The sequence below is a fragment of the Candidatus Eisenbacteria bacterium genome, from assembly GCA_016235265.1.
GTDB lineage: Bacteria > Eisenbacteria > RBG-16-71-46 > RBG-16-71-46 > JACRLI01 > JACRLI01.
Window position 1 is genome coordinate 22,381 of record JACRLI010000025.1, and the last position, 16,452, is coordinate 38,832.

A 16,452-nucleotide genomic window follows, 5' to 3' on the forward strand; every position below is an offset into this window, starting at 1 on the left:
GACATCCTTTCCATCAGGCGGGGCCGCGCGAAGCGGCCCCGGCCCGGCCGCGGCCCGAGGGCGCGCCGGGGGAGCCAAACGTAGGTGAGAAAAGACTATACAACCGACTGCAAAGTAACAGAAGGGCTCGGCAAGCGTCAACTCGGGTGCAGGGTCGGGGGATGGAACCACGGGTTGGGGCCGTGTGCGGGGCGGGCGGCGGGCAGGGGCGGGACTTCGGCCGCGGCGACGGCCCCCCAGAAAGGTCGGCGGCGGGTGCCTTTTCCGGCACCCGCCGCCACCTAGCGCCGTGAGGCGCGCGGGGAATCAGGGGGTTCCCCACCGTCGCCGTGCGCTGGGTGCCGTGAAACTCTCTCTAGGTTTGGTGGGATCAGCCCACGACCCGGCGAGTCACTTGCGCAGCAGGGAACCTGCTCCCTGCTTTCGCAACGCGCGTGCCACGGGTGGGATGGGCGCAAGTGGCTGCGGTTGGGCCCGCCGGGGTGTGCGGGGCCGCGGAGGACGAGGCGAATCGCCATGCGGGGGGCCGAAACCGGGCACGGTGCATCGCCCCGGAGGCGGCGAGGCGGTCCGGGATCGGGCCGGGTCGCGCCTATTCGGCGCGTTTCTCCGCCGGCGAGGGAATTTGCCCCAGGGGCCTGGGGAGGCCCGCGAGGATCCGGCCGAGCCGGCGGCGGCCGCGCAACTGCGCGTCGAGTCCCAGGGCCTCATCGGTCACCAGGCCGGCAAATCCGGTCTCCGCCAGGGCCCGCACCAGGCTCACCCAGTCCACCGACCCCTCGCCCACGGCGCGGTGCTCATCGCCCTGGCCGGAGTTGTCGTGGACGTGCACGTGCCACACGCGCGGGCCCAGTTCGCGCACCAGCAACGCGGCCGGGATGCCGCTGCTGTGCGCATGGCCGACGTCCACGGTGTAACCCAGCCACGGGGAGTCCACGGCGTCGTGCACCGCCCTCAGCCATCGGGTGTCGCGGGCGGCCCGGAACCCCGGCATGTTCTCCAGGCCGATGCGCACGCGCAGCCGCCCCGCGCGCTCGGCGAAGTGGTGGAAGCTCTCCAGCTCCCGGGAACGCAGGGCCCGCCGCTCCCCCTCCGGCAGCGCCTGCCACGCGAGTGTGCCCACCAGGGCCGGGTGCATCACCACCAGCTCCGCTCCCAGCGTCGCGGCCACCTCCAGCGCGGCGTGGTACAGCCGGCAGCTCTCCCGGCGCAGCGCGCGGTCCGCGGCCGCCACGTCCAGGCGGCGGAACGGCGCGTGCAGCGAGTAGCTGAGCCCGTGGGTGGACTTGAGGCGGGCCAGGTTCCGCAGATCCGCCGGGCTCGCCGGCAGCGCGGGGTCCGGGCAGGCCAGCTCGAACGCGCGGGAGTGCGGCAGGCCGGCCCGCACGGCGGCGGGCCAGTCGGAGCGCCGCACGGTGGAGAGCGAGAGCCTCACGCGTGTCCTCCCGCGGCGTGCGCCGGGACTTCGGACCCGCCCGGCCGGCGCTCGGGGCCACCGGCCCGCAGCAACCGCAGGCCGTTGAGCACCACCAGCAGCGTGGAGCCCTCGTGGCCCACCACGCCCAGGGGCAGCGTCATCCAGCCGAGGAAGTTGAGGCCCACCAGCCCCGCCATCACGCCCACCGAGATCAGCACGTTCTGGCGCACCACGCGGCCCGCGCGCCGCCCCAGGTCCACCAGTTCGGGCAGGCGCTCGATGCGATCGGACATCAGCACCACGTCCGCGGTCTCCAGCGCCACGTCGGTGCCGCGACCGCCCATGGCGATGCCCACGTCGGCGGCGGCCAGGGCCGGGGCGTCGTTCACGCCGTCCCCCACCATGCCCACCAGCCCGTGCCGGCGCCGCAGTTCGCGCACCGCGTTCACCTTGTCTTCGGGCAGCAGCTCCGACATCACCTCGTCCACCCCCAGGCGTCTCCCGATGGCCTCGCCCACCACGCGGTGGTCGCCGGTGAGCATCACCACGTGCTTCACGCCCATGCCGCGCAGGTCGCCGATGGCCTGCGCGGATTTCTCGCGGGGCTCGTCGGCCATGGCCAGGACTCCCAGCGGCCGCTCGTCAGCCACCAGCACCGTGGTGTGGCCGTCCGCCTCCAGGCGCTCCTTGAGCGAGACCAGCTCCTGGGGGAAGAGCATGCACTCGCTGTCCATGAACCGCTGTGTGCCCACGAGCACGCGACGGCCGTGCACCCGGGCTTCCACGCCCCGGCCGGCGTGGGCCAGGACCTCCGTGGCCTCAGCGGGCTGGTGGCCCAGCGCCTCCAGCACCGCGTGCGCCACGGGGTGCTCGGAGCGCTTCTCCGCCGCCGAGGCGAGCTCCAGGAGCTCCTCGCGGGTGCGTCCCGGCGCGGGCACCGCCTCGGTGAGGCACATGTGGCCGGAGGTGAGCGTGCCGGTCTTGTCGAGGGCGATTACCCGGAGCTTGCCCACCGCTTCGAGGCTGCCCCCGCCCTTGAACAGGATGCCCCTGCGGGCTGCCGCGGCGATGCCCGAGAGGATGGTGGCGGGCGTGGAGATGACCAGCGCGCAGGGCGAGGCCACCACCAGGGTCACCATGGCCCGGTAGTACGCGTCATGGAAATGGTGCCGGAAGACCAGCGGCAGCCCCAGCAGCGTGACCGCCACCGCCGCCAGGACCGCGCCGGCGTAGTACTGCCCGAAGCGGTCGATGAAGCGCTGCGTGGGCGCCTTCTCCGCCTGCGCGTGCTCCACCAGCTCGATGATGCGGGCCAGCCGGGTGTGGCCCGCGGCGGTGGTCACGGAGAACTCCAGGGAGCCCGGGCCGTTGATGGTGCCCGCGTAGACCGGATCGCCCGGGCCCTTGGGCACCGGCACGGATTCGCCGGTCATGGCGGACTCGTCCACGCAGGTGGTTCCCTCCGCCACCGTGCCGTCGGCGGCGAGGCGCTCACCGGGCCGCACCCGGACGCGGTCGCCGGGGGCCAGCTCGCCCGCCGGGACGGACTCCTCCCGGCCGTCGCGGACCACGCAGGCCACCTCGGGCCGCAGGCGCATCAGGGCGCGGATGGCGTTGCGGGTGCGTTCGAGGGCGAAGAACTGAAGCGTGTTGGAGAGCGAGAACAGCATCAGCAGCATCGCCCCTTCCTGGAGCCGGTTGATGCTCGCCGCGCCCGCGGCCGCCAGCAGCATCAGGAAGTTCACGTCGAAGACGCGCCGGCGCAGCGAGGCCAGCGTCTCCACCACGCCCTGGGCTCCGCCGGCGACGCAGGCGATGCCGTAGAGGACGTTGCCCACCCAGTCGGCCAGGTGCAGCGCGGGCAGGTGCGCCAGCATGCCCGCCACGGTGAACAGGGCGCACAGCGCCGGGGCCAGGATCACGGGGCTCCGGTTCCGCCCGGTCCCAGGAGCAGGCAGCTGGCCAGGTGCCCGGGACGGATCTCGGCCAGCCGGGGCACGTCCGTCCGGCAGCGCTCCACGGCCACCGGGCAGCGGGTGTGGAACGGGCATCCGGGCGGCGGCGCCGCCGGGCTGGGCGGGTCGCCCAGCACCGCGGCGGGCGGCCTGCGGTGCGCGGGGTCGGGGCTGGGGATGGAAGCCAGCAGCGCCCGGGTGTACGGGTGCAGCGGCCGCGCATAGATGTCGGCGGCCGGGGCCAGCTCCACGATGCGGCCCAGGTACATCACCGCCACGCGGTCGCTCACGTGGCGGACCACCGCCAGGTCGTGCGCCACGAACAGCGTGGTCAGCCGGAGGCGGCGGCGCAGGTCCTGGAACAGGTTCAACACCTGCGCCTGGATGCTCACGTCCAGCGCCGAGACGGGCTCATCGCACACCAGGAAGTCGGGGCCCACGGCCAGCGCCCGGGCGATGCCGATGCGCTGGCGCTGCCCGCCCGAGAACTCGTGCGGATAGCGCCGGGCGTGGTCGGGCGAGAGGCCCACCAGTTCCAGGAGCTCCGCCACGCGATCGCGCGCGGCCTGCCCCGACGCCAGGCGGTGGATCGAAAGTGCCTCGTGGATCATCGAGCCGACCGTGAGCCGGGGGTTGAGCGAGCCGTACGGATCCTGGAACACGATTTGCATGCGCCGGCGCAGCGCGCGCAGTTCCGCTCGCCCCAGCCCCAGGACGTCGGTGCCGTCGAAGCGCACGCTCCCCGAAGTCGCGGGCAACAGCCTCAGGATCAGCCGCCCGGTGGTGGTCTTGCCGCACCCGGACTCCCCCACCAGGCCCAGGGTCTCCCCGCGGAGCACGTCGAAGCTAACGCCGTCCACGGCGCGGACGTGGCCGGACACGCGGCCAAACACGCCGCTGCGCACCGGGTAGTGCTTGTGCAGGTCGCGCACTTCGAGCAGCGGGGTGGGGGTCATCGCGCGCTCTCCCCCGGCTCGCCGGCAGGTGCTGCGGCCGCGCCGCCGGTCCGCGGGGGCGGCGCCACGGCGCCGGAGCCGGCGGCACTCGAGGCTGCGGGCGCCGGAGTGGCCGCCAGCAGTTCGCGCCGCACGTCGGAGGCGGCCACATCGTCCGTGCGCCAGCAGCGCGCCAGGTGACCGGGGGACACCGGCGCCAGCGGAGGCTCCTCCGCGCGGCAGACCTCCACCGCGAAGGGGCAGCGCGGGTGGAAGCGGCACCCGGAGGGGTAGCGCGCCGGGTCCGGGACGCCGCCCGGGATGGCGTGCAGGCGCTCGCGGGGCGCGTCGAGCCGCGGGATCGCCGCCAGCAGTCCCAGTGTGTACGGATGCCGCGGGTCCGCGAAGGCGTCGGCGACGGCACAGCGCTCCACGATCCGGCCCGCGTACATCACCGCCACCTCGCGCGCCACCTCCGCGACCACGCCCAGGTCGTGGGTGATCATCAGCATGCTCATGCCCCGCTCTCGCTGCAGGGTGCCGAGCAGGTCCAGGATCTGCGCCTGGATGGTGACGTCGAGCGCGGTGGTGGGCTCGTCGGCCATGAGCAGCGCCGGCCCGCACGCGAGTGCCATGGCGATCATCACCCGCTGGCGCATCCCCCCGGAGAGCTGGTGCGGGTACTCCCCCACGCGCTGGCCCGGGGCGGGGATGCCCACCGTCCGGAACAACTCCACCGCGGCGTCGCGCGCCTGGCGGCGCCCTGCGGCGCGGTGCACCCGGAGCACTTCGGCCACCTGTTCCCCGCACGTGAGCACCGGGTTGAGCGAGGTCATGGGCTCCTGGAAGATCATCGCGATCTCGTTGCCGCGCACCTTTCGCAACTCCCCTTCGGGGAGCGACAGCAGGTCGCGGCCGCGGAAGCGCACCTGCCCGGACTCCACCCGCGCCGGCGGCGAGGGCAGCAGCCGCAGCACCGAGAGGGCGGTCACGCTCTTGCCGCATCCGGATTCGCCCACCAGGCCCAGGGTGGAGCCCGCGGAGATCTCCAGCGAGATGCCGTCCACGGCGCGCACCACGCCGTCGTCGGTGTGGAACCAGGTGCGCAGGTCGTCGATCTCCAGCAGCGTGGCCTCGCGCGGAGCGGGCCCGGCGGCGGGCGTGGCGCTCACGCGCGGCCTCCCGAAGCCCGGCGCGGGTCCAGCGCGTCGCGCAGCCCGTCGCCGAGGAAGTTGAACGACATCACCGCGAGGAAGATGGCCACCCCGGGCGAGAGCACCCACGGGTAGCTGCGCATGTACGAGAGATTCTGCGCCTGACGCAGCATGTTCCCCCACGAGGCGTGGGGCTCCTGGATGCCCACGCCGAGGTACGAGAGCGCCACTTCGCCCAGGATGTAGCCGGGCACCGAGACCGTGGCTGCGACCACCAGGTAGGACGCGGTGTTGGGCAGGATGTGCCGCACCAGGATCCGCAGCGGGCCCGCGCCCAGCGCCCGCGCGGCGACCACGAAGTCCCGCTCGCGCAGGCCCAGCACCATCCCGCGGATCACCCGCGCCAGGCCCGCCCAGTAGACGCACGCGAGCAGCAGCACCGTGAGCATGTACACCTGGACCGAGGGCAGCGCCACCGGAAACACCGCCCGCAGCGCCAGCACCAGGTACAGCGCGGGCACCGAGAGCACCACTTCCGCGAGGCGCATCAGCCCGCCGTCCACGGGGCCCCCGCAGTAGCCGGCCACGCCCCCCACCAGCGAGCCCAGGACCAGGCTGATGCACACTCCCAGGATGCCCACCGACAGCGACACCCGCGCCCCGTGCAGCAGGCGCGCCAGCTGGTCGCGGCCGTACGCGTCGGTGCCCAGCGGGGCGAGCCGCGCGGGCGGCTCCACCGTGGCCAGGTGCCGGCGCGAGGCGATCAGCCCCAGCCAGCGGTAGGGCTCACCCGTGGAGAACCAGCGAATGGGAAAGCGCCGCCCCGGGACTTCCCGGTAGCGGAAGTCCCCCGCCGCCCCGTAGCTCAGCTCGGTGGCCCACACGTAGGGAGCCACCCATCGGCCGGCCGCGTCGCGGACATGCACGCGCGACGGCGGCTGGAACGGGTGCTCGGGATCCTCCACGTCCCACGGGCCGGGCGAGAGAAACTCCGCCCCCAGCGCCGCGAGGTACATCGCCACCAGCAGCAGCCCGCAGGCCACGGCGGCGCGGTTGCGGCGCAGCTCGCGCCAGGCCCGGGACGCGTCGCCGCTCATTCGAGCGCGATCCGGGGGTCCGAAAGCGCCAGGAGCAGGTCCGCCAGCAGGTTGCCCAGCACCAGCACCGCGGACGCCAGCAGCACCGAGCCCATCACCACGTACAGGTCTCGCTGGAACAGCGCGGTGACCGTGAGCCGTCCCAGACCCGGCCAGCTCATCACCACCTCCACCAGGAACGAGCCGGCGAGCAGGAAGCCCAGGGTGTAGCCGAACAGCGTGATCAGCGGGTTGAGCGCATTGCGCAGCGCGTGGCGGCCCACCACCGCGGCCTCCGGCACGCCCTTGGCGCGCGCGGTGGTCACGTAGTCGGCCTGCAGCACCTCGAGCATGCTGGCGCGCACCTGGCGCATGCGGGCCGCCATGGGCGCCAGGCCCACCGCCAGCGCGGGCAGCGCCAGGTGATGCAGCACGTCGAGCGCCTGGCGCCACCACGGGAAGGTGTCGAAGTCGAGGCTCCGCATTCCCCCCACCGGGAACCAGCCGGTGGAGGCCGCCAGCAGCAGCAGCAGCAGGGCCAGGAAGACCTCGGGCACGCTCAGCCCGGCGAAGGCCACGAAGGAGCACAGCCGGTCCTGCCAGCGGTTGCGGCGCACGGCCGAGAGCACGCCCAACGGCAACGCCAGTCCCCACGCCACCACCGCTCCCGCCCCGGCCAGCAGCAACGTGTTGCCCAGCCCCTGGCCCAGGACTTCGAACACCGGACGGTGGTAGGCGAAGGAGTATCCGAAATCGAACCGCAGGAAGATGTTGCGGAGGTACACCAGGTACTGGACGGGCAGCGGGCGGTCCAGCCCGAAGCGCGCGCGCATGGCATCCACCGCCTCGGGGCTCACCATGGGGTCCGCGCGCATGGCGTCCAGGTAGTCGCCCGGCGCGAGGTGCATGAGCGTGAAGGTGACCAGCGACACGCCCAGCAGCAGCGGGACCAGGTGCAGCAGCCGTTTCAGGACGTAGGTGCGCATGCGCGACGCCGCCGGGGCCCGGCCGCTACTTCAGGAAGATCCGGGAGGAGTTCCACAGCACCCGGTGCGGGATGAGCGCCGGGCGCAGGTTGCCGAACTTGTTCCGCGCCACCACGTACGCCCGCTCGGAAGGCAGGTACACGATCACCGCCTGGTCGGTGACGATCTCCTGCACCCGGTCCCACAGCCGCTTCCGCCGGGCCTGGTCCTCCACCCGCGACAGTTCGTCCATGAGCGAGTCGCACTCCGCCTCCCAGGCCGTCATGGGCCGGGGCTGGTCGCTGTACCAGAAGTGGTTCTTCCCGCGGCTCTTCCAGACGTTCTGCCCCAGCGCGGGATCGGGCGGCACGCCGCCCGCGAAGCCCAGCAGCAGCGCCTCGAAGTCCTTCGAATCGCGGATGCGCCCGATGAGCTGGTTGAAGTCCAGCGGCGTGACCACCAGGTCGATGCCCACCTGCCGCAGGTCGCTCTTGAGCAGGTTGCACAGGCTCACCCGGACGTTGTTGTCCGCGTTGGTGATGATGCTGAACTGCACCTTGTTGCCCTCGGGGTCCTCCAGCCAGCCGTCGTGGTTGCGGTCCTCGAAGCCCTCGCGCTGGAGCAGGCGCCGGGCGCGTTCGGTGTCGTGGCTGTACTGCTTCACGTCCGGGTCATACCACTTCTTGTTCCCCCGCGTGCTGGGCCCCCAGTTCGGGGAGGCCTGGCCCTGGTAGGCCAGCCGCACCATCTTGCCCTGGTCCGCCGCCATGGCCACCGCGCGACGGAAATTGAGGTTGCTGAACCAGCGGTACTTCACCGGGTCCGCGCACGGGGTCCGCAGGTCGGCCTTGAGGTTCAGGTTGAACCCGAAGAACACCGTCGCCAGGCTCACGCCCAGGTCGTGGACCACGTACCGGCCCTGGGCCTCCCCGGCCTTGAGACGCGGGAAGTCCAGGGAACGGGGCACGTCAATGGCGTCGATCTCCCCCTGCTCGAACTTCAGCAACTCGGCGTTCTGGTCCGGCACCACCAGCCACACGATTTCGTCCAGGTACGGCAGCCGGCGACCCCGCCGGTCGGACTCGTACCAGTACGGGTTGGGCTCCAGCACCACGCGCTCGCCGGGCGCGAACTGCTTCAGCCGCCACGGCCCGCTGGTGACCAGGTCCTCGGGCCGCGTGTTGATGCCGTAGGCGCTCTCGAACTTCCCCTCCCGGAAGGCGGATTCCAGGCGCGCCCGGGGCATGATGTTCACCGCCCCGATCACGTCCAGGAACACCCCGTAGCTGTCGGCCAGCCGGAACACCACGGTGGAATCGTCGGGGGCGCTGAGCTGGAACTTCTGGCCCCGAACCTTCACCAGCTCCGCGGTGGACGGATGCACCCTGGGGTCGTACACCACGTCGAAGGAGAACAGCACGTCCGCGGAGGTGATCGGGGTGCCGTCCGAGAAGAACGCGTGGCGCAGGTGCATGGTCCACGTGCGTCCGTCCCGGGAGCGCTCCCAGGACTTGGCGATGCCCGGCTCGGCGCGCTGGAGCTCGTTGTTGTAGGTGATCAGCTGCTCGTACAGCCGGTTGGTGACGTCGGTGCTGGAGACCTCGTTCGCGGTGATGCCGTTGAAGGTGCGGGGACCGTTGCGGGAGGCCAGCACGATGCGGCCGCCGAAGCGGCCCAGCTCGGCGTCCACCACCTTGTGATCGGGCGGGAGGGGCGCCGCGTCGCGCGGGCGCTCCCGGGCGCCCAGTGCGGCGAAGGCCAGCAGCACGCAGACCGCGAGGCGCGCGACCCGGCGCGCTGCGGCTCCTCCGATCCGTGGCATCATTGAACGCTCCTCTCGGTGTGGGCTCACCCGGGCGCGTCGCGCCACCCGGAACGGGTCCCGGCAGCGAGTATAGGAACGGTCTGTCGTGGTGTCAAAACTCGCCGGGAAGCGGCGGCGAGGCCCGGAGGCGAGGCTAGGCGGCGCGGGCCAGCCGGGGCAGGCGGACATGGACACGGCCCTCGCCGTCCAGCGAGAGTTCGAGGCGGGCCGCGTCGGGGCCCAGCCCCGGCCCCACGGCGAGCACCGCGATGCCACGGGCGATCAGTTCGTCCAGGCCCGAGAGTTCGCAGCCGGGCCCGTCCCAGATGACCAGGTCCGCCCGCAGGCAGGCGGCCAGGGGCGCGAACTGGGCCGGCTCGATGGCGCCGCCGGGAAGGTACTGGAGGGGAAGATCCAGGTTGAACAGCCGTGCCACCGGTTCGGGACTGCCCCACGCCACGGTGAGGCCGCGCTCGAACGCCACGCGTGCGGCCGCGGCCAGGAACAGGCTCTTGCCGCACCCGCGCGGGCCGGCCACTTCGGTGAGCGGCGCGGCCAGCAGTGCCGGCCATCCCAGGTCGTCCGGCAGGCACACCCGGTCAGGTTCCGGGGCCGAGGTGTGCAGCGCGCGCACCAGCAGCATGGGTCCGGAGACATCCTCACCGTAGACCACGCGGAAGGGGGTGCCCGACGGGGAACGCGGCAGGGCCCCCTGGCCCGGGGCGAGCACCGCGCCCGGGGGCGAAAGCAGCCGCAGCAGCTCGTCGAACTGCCCCTCTCCCATTGGCTCCTGGCCCAGGCGCACCCAGCCACCGGCCTGCCGCGCCAGCGAGGGTCGCCCCGGCCGCAGCAGCATCTCGGCGCCGTGAACGCTGGCCAGCTGCTCCAGCAGGGCGCTGGCCTGCTCCTGCCGGCTGGCGCCGGGCGAGCGCCGGGCGTCGTGCGCGATCCGGGCGAAGGCCTGCCGCAGCGCGTCGTGCGACTTCAGGCGCTCCACGCGGGAGTCTTCGCCGCCGCGGGAGGAGCCGGCCTCGTCCTGCTCGCGCGCCACGTCCAGCAGGAAGCTCTGGGTCGCCTCCTCGATCACCCGCGAGGCCGACACCGGGCCGGACTGGAACTGGAAGCGGGCGTCCTTCCACAGGAACAGGCTGCGCACGGCACGCTCGCCCTCGCGCTGGCGCTCGTCGAGCCCGTTGATGATCCGGCCGCCCTCGAAATACAGGTAGCCGCGGCCGAGCTCGCCCTCCAGGCGCAGCGTGCCGCTCACGGAGTTCATGCTGAGGGTCTGGCACAGCTCGAAGAGCGAGAGGAGGCCGAGGTCTCCCGAAAGCTCGTGCGTCTGCGGCCGGGGAGCCATCTCAGGCGGCCTTCTTCTGGGCGGTGGTCGCGGGCGTCGCCGGGGCGCCGGCCGCGGCGCGCTCCACCGTCTCGCGGTTCACGGCGAAGGGCACGGCGTCCTCGGCCAGCACTCGTCCCTCGCGCACCAGCGCGGCGAGCGCGTCGTCCATGAGCTGCATGCCCTCCCGCTTGCTGGTCTGCATCACCGAGGGGATCTGGAAGGTCTTGCGGTCGCGCACCAGCGCCGCGATGGCCGGGTTGCCGATCAGGATCTCCAGGGCCGCCAGGCGCCCGGTTCCGTCGGCCTTCTTCACCAGGCGCTGGGCGACCACGCCCTGCAGCGAGTCCCCGAGCATGCTGCGAATCTGCTGCTGCTGCTCCACCGGGAAGGCGTCGATGATGCGGTCCACGGTCTGTGCGGCGCTGGGCGTGTGCAGCGTGCCGAACACCAGTGTGCCGGTCTGGGCGGCGGTGACCGCCAGCTCCATGGTCTCCAGGTCGCGCATCTCGCCCACCAGGATCACGTTGGGGTCCTCGCGCAGCGCCGCACGCAGGGCCGAGGCGAAGCTGGGCGTGTGCCGGCCCACCTCGCGCTGGTTCACCAGGCAGCCCTTGTTGGCGTGCACGAACTCCACCGGGTCCTCCACGGTGATGATGTGCTGCCGCCGGCTCTGGTTGATGTGGTCGATCATCGCCGCCAGCGTGGTGCTCTTGCCGGTGCCCGGCGGGCCGGTGACCACCACCAGGCCCTTGGAGCGCTCGGTGAGGCCCAGCACGTGCGGGGGCAGGCCCAGCTGCTCGGCGCTCAGGATCGAGGTGGGCAGCATGCGAAACGCCGCCGCGAGTCCGTTGCGCTGCCGGTAGATGTTGGCGCGCATGCGCACCACTCCGGGGACCTCGTAGGAAAAGTCCACCGAGTTCTCGGTGTCGAACTCCGCCCGCACGTCGGGCCGCATGATCTCGAAGAGCAGATCCTCCACCAGCTCGGGAGCCAGGACCTGCTGTTCGACCGGCTGCAGCTCGCCATTGAGGCGGATCATGGGCGGCGCGCCCGCGGCCACGTGAAGGTCGGAGGCGCCCTGTTCCTGGATCAGCCGAAAGATCTCGTCAATGCGGGGCATGGGCTCTCCGGGCAGCGGCCGGGCCGGGATTGCAACGCCGTGGGCGCAATTCCCGGGGTACGCGGACGGGGCCGGACGACCCCGACCTTCCCGGTATCGGCGCCGGAGAGCCGGAATGTTAGGCGGGCTTGAGTTCGGAGAGGCTGCCGCGTGGGCAAACCGGCCCGTACCGCGGGCCCGTGGCGGATCGGTCTGTCCGCCGGGGCCGCCCGCCCCCTACGGGGCGGACGGGCTCCAGCGCACGGTGAGCTCCCGGGCGGCACGGCCCTCGTCGAGCCGGCCCACGGGGGTGGTGTAGGGCGCGCCCAGCACCGTCTGCGGGGAGCGCTCCACCTCGGAGGCGATGCGCTCCATCGCCGCGATGAAATGGTCCAGCGTGCGCTTCTCCTCCGTCTCGGTGGGCTCGATCATGATGGCCTCCTCGACGATGAGCGGGAAGTACACGGTCGGGGCGTGCACGCCGAAGTCGAGCAGGCGCTTGGCGATGTCCAGCACGCGCACGCCCCTCTTCTTCTGCTCCACGCCGCTCAGCACGAATTCGTGCATGCTGGTGGACGGGTACGGCAGCAGGTAGGTCTTCTGCAGGTGGGCCCGCAGGTAGTTGGCGTTCAGGATGGCGCGGCGGGACATGGCCTTCAGCCCCTCGCTGCCCAGCATGCGCATGTACGCGTAGGACCGCACGAACACGCCGAACTGGCCCAGGAAGCCGTGAATCCTCCCCACGCTCCCCGGGGCCTCGGCCGGGCCCACCAGGTGATAGCGGTCCCCGCGCTTCTCCACCTTGGGCACCGGCAGGAACGGCGCCAGCATCGCACGCACCGCGATGGGGCCCGCGCCCGGCCCGCCGCCGCCGTGCGGCTGGGTGAAGGTCTTGTGCAGATTGATGTGCGTGATGTCGAAGCCCATGTCGCCGGGGCGGGCCAGGCCCACCAGGGCGTTCAGGTTGGCGCCGTCCATGTACAGCAGCGCGCCGGCTCCGTGGACCAGGTCGGCGATCTCCCGGATGTTGGTCTCGAACAGCCCCAGCGTGTTGGGGTTGGTGATCATCAGCGCCGCCACGTCCTCGTCCAGCGCGGCCCTGAGCGCGGCGGGGTCCACCTCGCCGCGCGGGTTCGACTTGATCTCCACCACCTCGTAGCCCACCAGCGCCACGCTGGCCGGGTTGGTCCCGTGCGCCGAGTCCGGCACCAGCACCTTGCGGCGCGGGCGTCCCCTGGACTCGTGGTAGGCCCGCGTGACCAGCAGGCCGAGCAGTTCCCCGTGCGCGCCGGCCGCCGGCTGCAGCGACACCGCGTCCAGGCCGGTGATCTCCTTCAGCGTCTCCGAGATCTCGTGCATCAGGCGCAACGCCCCCTGCAGCCCGGCCTCGGGGGTCATGGGGTGGGCGTGCTGGAAACCAGGCAGCGCCGCCAGCTCGTCGTTGATCTTGGGGTTGTACTTCATGGTGCAGGAGCCCAAGGGGTAGAAGCCCTTGTCGATGTTGTGGTTCATGGACGAGATGCGCGTGAAATGACGCGTCACGGTGGCCTCGCCCACGTCCGGGATGGCCGGCGGCACCAGCCTCAGCGCGGCCTTCGGAAGGTATGAGGCCAGCGGGCTGGCGGGCACATCCAGCGGCGGCAGCGGCACGCCACGGTTGCCCTCGGCGTGGAATTCGAAGATCAGCGGCTCGTCGTGGAACAGCCGCGGGTCATCCCCCCACGCGGCGTCGGCGGCCTGCGGGTCCGGGACGGTGCCCGGCGCGCCGGTGTGCGTGGCGCTCATGGGCGCCCCCTTCCCCACTTCGCCAGGCCCGAGGCCCAGCGGTCGATGTCTTCCCGGGTGCGGGTCTCGGTCACCGCCACCAGCAGCTCATGGGTGCGCGTGGCATCCCAGCGCGACAGCGGGATGCCGGCCAGCACACCGTCCGCGAGCGCGTCGGCCACCAGGGCGTCGGCGGGCGCCTGGGTGGTGAGCACGAACTCCTGCACGAACGGTCCGGGGTAGCGCAGGCGCGCCGCGCCCGAGGCGGCCGCCCGCTCCGCGGCGTAGTGTGCCTTGTGCGCAGAGTGCTCCGCCACCTCGCGCAGCCCGGTGCGCCCCAGCAGACAGCAGTAGATGGTGGCCGCCGTGGCGATGAGCGTCTCGTTGGTGCAGATGTTGGAGGTGGCCCTGGCGCGGCGGATGTGCTGCTCTCGGGTCTGGAGCGTCAGGACGAAGCCGCGGCGGCCGCGCGTGTCCCTGGTCACCCCGGCGATGCGCCCGGGCAGGCGGCGGACGTGCTCCATGGTGGAGGCCATGAAGCCCACCACGGGACCGCCCAGGTTCTGACCCACGCCCAGCGCCTGGGCCTCGCCCACCGCCAGGTCGGCGCCGCAGTCCCCGGCGCTGCGGAGCACGTTCGCCATCACCGGGTCCACCACCGCCACTTTGAGCGCGCCGGTGCCCCGGGCCGCCGCGAAGATCTCCTCCAGCGGCTCCACCAGCCCGTACACGTTGGGCTGCGGCACCAGCACGCAGCAGGCCTTCGACAGCGCCGCCGGGTCCAGCCTGGTCACGTCGGTGACGCCGTCCTTTTCCGGGAGCAGCTCCACCTTAAGGCCCGCGGAGCGCCCGTACGTCTCGATGATCTGGCGGTGGTGCGGGTGGATGCCGGGTGACGCCAGCACCAGCCCGCGGCCGTTGACGCCGCGCGAGAGCAGCGCGGCTTCCGCGCAGGCGGTGCCCCCGTCGTAGAGCGAGGCGTTGGCCACCGGCAGTCCGGTCAGCTCGCACATGATGGTCTGGAACTCGAAGATGGCCATCAGGGTGCCCTGCGCCACCTCGGCCTGGTACGGCGTGTAGGCGGTGTAGAACTCCGAGCGGAACAGCAGGTGGGGCAGCGCCGCCGGGATGTAGCGTTCGTAGATGCCGCCGCCCAGGAAGGACACGTGGGTGCCGGCGTGCGCGTTGGCGGCGGCCATGGCGCCGAACTCCCGGCGAAGCTCGAGCTCCGAGGAGCCCGGGGGCAGCGCGAGGGGGCGCTTCAGCTGCAGCGCGGGCGGGATGGCGTCGTCGATCAGCCGGTCGAGGCTGGCCACGCCGATGTCGGCCAGCATGGCCTTCTCATCGGCCGGGCTGGTGCTGAAGTAGTTCACAGGCTCTGTCCGATCAGCGCCGCGTAGGCCTTCGCTTCGAGCAGGTCCTTGCCCTGGTCGGGCCCGGAGGGGCGGATCTTCACGAACCAGCCGTCGCCGTAGGCGTCGCGGTTCACCACCCCGGGGTCGGCGCCCAGGGCTTCGTTCACCGCCGTGATGGTGCCCGACACCGGGGCGTACATGTCGCTCACGGTCTTGACCGCTTCGACGGTCCCAAACGTCGCTCCGGCAACGACCTCCGCGCCGACCTTCGGAAGTTCCACGAATACCACGTCGCCCAGCTCGCCCTGTGCGTAGTCGGTCAGCCCCACCACCCACTCACCGCCCTCGAGCCGCGCCCACTCGTGCTCCTTGGTGTACTTGAGTTCCTGCCTGATGGTGCTCACCTGGTTCCCCCCGTCCCTTGCATTGGGTGTCCTGCCCGGCCGGGCCGGGCCTACTTGTGTGTCGCCTCGGTGTAGAAGGGCTTGCGGACGATCTTCGCCGGCGATTCCGTGCCGCGCTGGCGCACGGCGATCTCGGTGCCCAGCTTCGAGTGCGCGGCGGGCACATAACCCATCCCGATGCCCTTGCGCAGGGTGGGGCTGAACGTGCCGCTGGTCACCGGCCCCAGCACCGCTCCCCCGGCCGCCAGCTCCGAACCGTGCCGCGGAATGGCGCGGTCCAACATCTCGAACGCCACCAGCTTGCGGGGCACGCCCGCGTCGCGCTGCGCGCGCATGGGGGCGCCGCCGAGGAACTCGCCCTTGTCCAGGCGCACCGTCCACTGCAGGCCGGCCTCCAGCGGCGTGGTGGTCTCGTCAATGTCGTTGCCGTAGAGGCAGTAGTTCATCTCCAGCCGCAGGGTGTCGCGCGCCCCCAGGCCCACGGGCCCGATGCCGTGCGCGGCACCCACGCCGAGCACCTTCTCCCAGATCCATTTCGCGTGCTGCGGATGGAAGTAGATCTCGAAGCCGTCCTCGCCGGTGTAGCCGGTGCGCGAGAAGATGCTCGGCACCGCCCACAGGTCCAGCTCGGCGAAGCGGTAGAACGGCAGCTGCAGCGCCGCCTCGGCCACGTGGCCGCGGAACAGGGCCTCGGCCTTGGGCCCCTGCACCGCGAGCTGGGCCCACGCCGGGCTCTCGTCCGCCACCTTCACGCCGGCGACGCCGTGCGCCTGCGCCTGCACCCACTTCACGTCCTTGGGGGTGTTGGCCGCGTTCACCACCAGCAGGTAGCCGTGCTCGCGCTTGTACACCAGGAGGTCGTCCACGATGCCACCCGCGGGCAGGCACATGGGCGTGTACACCACCTTGCCCACGTCCATGCCGCGGATGTCGCAGGGCAGCAGCCGGTCGAGAAACGCCTCGGCGCCGGGCCCGGTGACGGAAATCTCGCCCATGTGGGAAACGTCGAACAGGCCCACGTCGCGCCGCACGCGCTCGTGCTCCTGGAGGATGCCCTGGTACTGGATGGGCATGAGCCAACCGGCGAAGTCGACGATCTTCGCCCCCGCTTCGCGGTGCTGGTCGATGAAGGGGGTTGTCTGAGGCACGCAGATCCTTTCGTTGCCGGGGCTTGTGAGGATGGGT

At 72.2% G+C, this 16,452-nt stretch carries 13 protein-coding genes; all 13 read right to left on the reverse strand.

Going from position 1 to position 16,452, the window contains the following annotated elements; all coding sequences use genetic code 11:
* Positions 1 to 592: 592 nt before the first annotated feature.
* The 13 genes from HZB25_13805 to gcvT all read right to left on the reverse strand — a co-directional run bounded on the left by HZB25_13805 (position 593) and on the right by gcvT (position 16,415).
* Complete coding sequence (locus tag HZB25_13805) at positions 593 to 1,435, reverse strand: sugar phosphate isomerase/epimerase (GenBank protein MBI5838308.1); 843 nt, start codon at positions 1,433 to 1,435, stop codon at positions 593 to 595.
* The gene (locus HZB25_13810) at positions 1,432 to 3,339 is read right to left on the reverse strand and encodes a heavy metal translocating P-type ATPase (protein ID MBI5838309.1); all 1,908 of its coding nucleotides are present in this window, start codon (positions 3,337 to 3,339) and stop codon (positions 1,432 to 1,434) included. Before HZB25_13810 ends, HZB25_13805 begins: the two co-directional genes overlap by 4 nt.
* Positions 3,336 to 4,328, reverse strand: a complete 993-nt coding sequence (locus HZB25_13815) for an ABC transporter ATP-binding protein (protein ID MBI5838310.1) — start codon at positions 4,326 to 4,328, stop codon at positions 3,336 to 3,338. The genes HZB25_13810 and HZB25_13815 overlap by 4 nt, the downstream gene beginning before the upstream one ends.
* Positions 4,325 to 5,479 (reverse strand): ABC transporter ATP-binding protein, encoded by a 1,155-nt coding sequence (locus tag HZB25_13820; protein MBI5838311.1) that lies wholly within the window; start codon positions 5,477 to 5,479, stop codon positions 4,325 to 4,327. Before HZB25_13820 ends, HZB25_13815 begins: the two co-directional genes overlap by 4 nt.
* A complete protein-coding gene (locus HZB25_13825; GenBank protein ID MBI5838312.1) occupies positions 5,476 to 6,558 on the reverse strand; it encodes an ABC transporter permease in 1,083 nt (360 codons plus the stop codon). Before HZB25_13825 ends, HZB25_13820 begins: the two co-directional genes overlap by 4 nt.
* Entirely contained in the window at positions 6,555 to 7,523 is a 969-nt protein-coding gene (locus HZB25_13830; protein MBI5838313.1) for an ABC transporter permease, read from the reverse strand. Before HZB25_13830 ends, HZB25_13825 begins: the two co-directional genes overlap by 4 nt.
* A gap of 25 nt (positions 7,524 to 7,548) precedes the next feature.
* Positions 7,549 to 9,327 carry an ABC transporter substrate-binding protein gene (locus HZB25_13835; GenBank protein MBI5838314.1) on the reverse strand — a complete coding sequence of 593 codons (1,779 nt, stop codon included), beginning with the start codon at positions 9,325 to 9,327 and terminating at the stop codon, positions 7,549 to 7,551.
* Between the two features lie 133 nt (positions 9,328 to 9,460).
* Positions 9,461 to 10,663 (reverse strand): DUF4388 domain-containing protein, encoded by a 1,203-nt coding sequence (locus HZB25_13840; protein ID MBI5838315.1) that lies wholly within the window; start codon positions 10,661 to 10,663, stop codon positions 9,461 to 9,463.
* 1 nt (position 10,664) lies between these two features.
* Positions 10,665 to 11,765, reverse strand: coding sequence for a type IV pilus twitching motility protein PilT (locus HZB25_13845; GenBank protein ID MBI5838316.1), 1,101 nt, complete (start codon positions 11,763 to 11,765; stop codon positions 10,665 to 10,667).
* A 216-nt stretch (positions 11,766 to 11,981) separates the two neighbouring features.
* A complete protein-coding gene (gcvPB, locus tag HZB25_13850; GenBank protein ID MBI5838317.1) occupies positions 11,982 to 13,529 on the reverse strand; it encodes an aminomethyl-transferring glycine dehydrogenase subunit GcvPB in 1,548 nt (515 codons plus the stop codon).
* A complete protein-coding gene (gcvPA, locus tag HZB25_13855; GenBank protein MBI5838318.1) occupies positions 13,526 to 14,842 on the reverse strand; it encodes an aminomethyl-transferring glycine dehydrogenase subunit GcvPA in 1,317 nt (438 codons plus the stop codon). Before gcvPA ends, gcvPB begins: the two co-directional genes overlap by 4 nt.
* Before the next feature lie 35 nt (positions 14,843 to 14,877).
* Positions 14,878 to 15,267 (reverse strand): glycine cleavage system protein GcvH, encoded by a 390-nt coding sequence (gene gcvH / locus HZB25_13860; GenBank protein ID MBI5838319.1) that lies wholly within the window; start codon positions 15,265 to 15,267, stop codon positions 14,878 to 14,880.
* 50 nt (positions 15,268 to 15,317) lie between these two features.
* On the reverse strand, positions 15,318 to 16,415 hold the full coding sequence (gene gcvT, locus HZB25_13865; GenBank protein MBI5838320.1) for a glycine cleavage system aminomethyltransferase GcvT: 1,098 nt from the start codon (positions 16,413 to 16,415) through the stop codon (positions 15,318 to 15,320).
* Between the last annotated feature and the right edge of the window lie 37 nt (positions 16,416 to 16,452).

Excerpts from the sequence above, each read along its gene's own strand:
- HZB25_13835 (MBI5838314.1), bottom strand. The coding sequence starts at position 9,327 with ATGATGCCACGGATCGGAGGAGCCGCAGCGCGCCGGGTCGCGCGCCTC.
- HZB25_13815 (MBI5838310.1), bottom strand. The coding sequence starts at position 4,328 with ATGACCCCCACCCCGCTGCTCGAAGTGCGCGACCTGCACAAGCACTAC.
- HZB25_13830 (MBI5838313.1), bottom strand. The coding sequence starts at position 7,523 with ATGCGCACCTACGTCCTGAAACGGCTGCTGCACCTGGTCCCGCTGCTG.
- HZB25_13840 (MBI5838315.1), bottom strand. The coding sequence starts at position 10,663 with ATGGCTCCCCGGCCGCAGACGCACGAGCTTTCGGGAGACCTCGGCCTC.
- gcvPB (MBI5838317.1), bottom strand. The coding sequence starts at position 13,529 with ATGAGCGCCACGCACACCGGCGCGCCGGGCACCGTCCCGGACCCGCAG.
- HZB25_13825 (MBI5838312.1), bottom strand. The coding sequence starts at position 6,558 with ATGAGCGGCGACGCGTCCCGGGCCTGGCGCGAGCTGCGCCGCAACCGC.
- HZB25_13845 (MBI5838316.1), bottom strand. The coding sequence starts at position 11,765 with ATGCCCCGCATTGACGAGATCTTTCGGCTGATCCAGGAACAGGGCGCC.
- gcvPA (MBI5838318.1), bottom strand. The coding sequence starts at position 14,842 with ATGCTGGCCGACATCGGCGTGGCCAGCCTCGACCGGCTGATCGACGAC.